This is a genomic window from Arthrobacter sp. RT-1, from assembly GCF_003367205.1.
Taxonomy (GTDB): domain Bacteria; phylum Actinomycetota; class Actinomycetes; order Actinomycetales; family Micrococcaceae; genus Arthrobacter.
Window position 1 is genome coordinate 1 of record NZ_QRGQ01000035.1, and the last position, 630, is coordinate 630.

Genomic DNA, 630 nt, shown 5'->3' on the forward strand with positions numbered 1-630 from the left:
GCTTGGCGGGGTTTCCCCATTCGGACACCCTGGGATCACAGTCCGGTTATCGACTCCCCCAGGCTTATCGCAGATTCCTACGTCCTTCTTCGGCTCCTAATGCCAAGGCATCCACCGTGTGCTCTTAAAAACTTGACCACAAAAGATCAATCAGTAATTTTCGAGAGAACCATGAAAACTGTTCCCCCACCCACAAGGAGTGAAGAACCAGATCCAGGTTCATATTCTTGGAAATTGCTTCTTATAAAAGATGCTCGCGTCCACTATGTAGTTCTCAAACAACAACCCCAAACCACACACCCCACACACAACCCCAAAAGGGTCAACGCGCATGATCGGTGCAGCCAGGAAACCAGAAACACACAAGTCCCGGGGTCACCCCCGGTCCTGTTGTCTCAGGACCCAACAGTGTGCCAAACACTACCCGCCAGCAACGACCCGGCCGCTTTCCAGGACACTCACATTCCCGAAGGAAAAAAGAGAGCGTCCGTACTCACAAGCCGGTCCGTGCCACCAGGCACCTATTTGTTGATATTCCACCCATGAGCACCCGCCGCAGAACAATCGTCTGCGCAACGGGCTGTACTCCTGACAAACCCCCGCCACCACATACGCGGCAGACAGTGATTT

Annotated in this window: 1 rRNA gene; it reads right to left on the reverse strand. The window is 53.3% G+C overall.

The annotated features are described in order from the left end of the window. Window positions 1–138 (reverse strand): 23S ribosomal RNA (locus DXK94_RS17485); the annotation flags it as partial. Window positions 139–630: the final 492 nt, after the last annotated feature.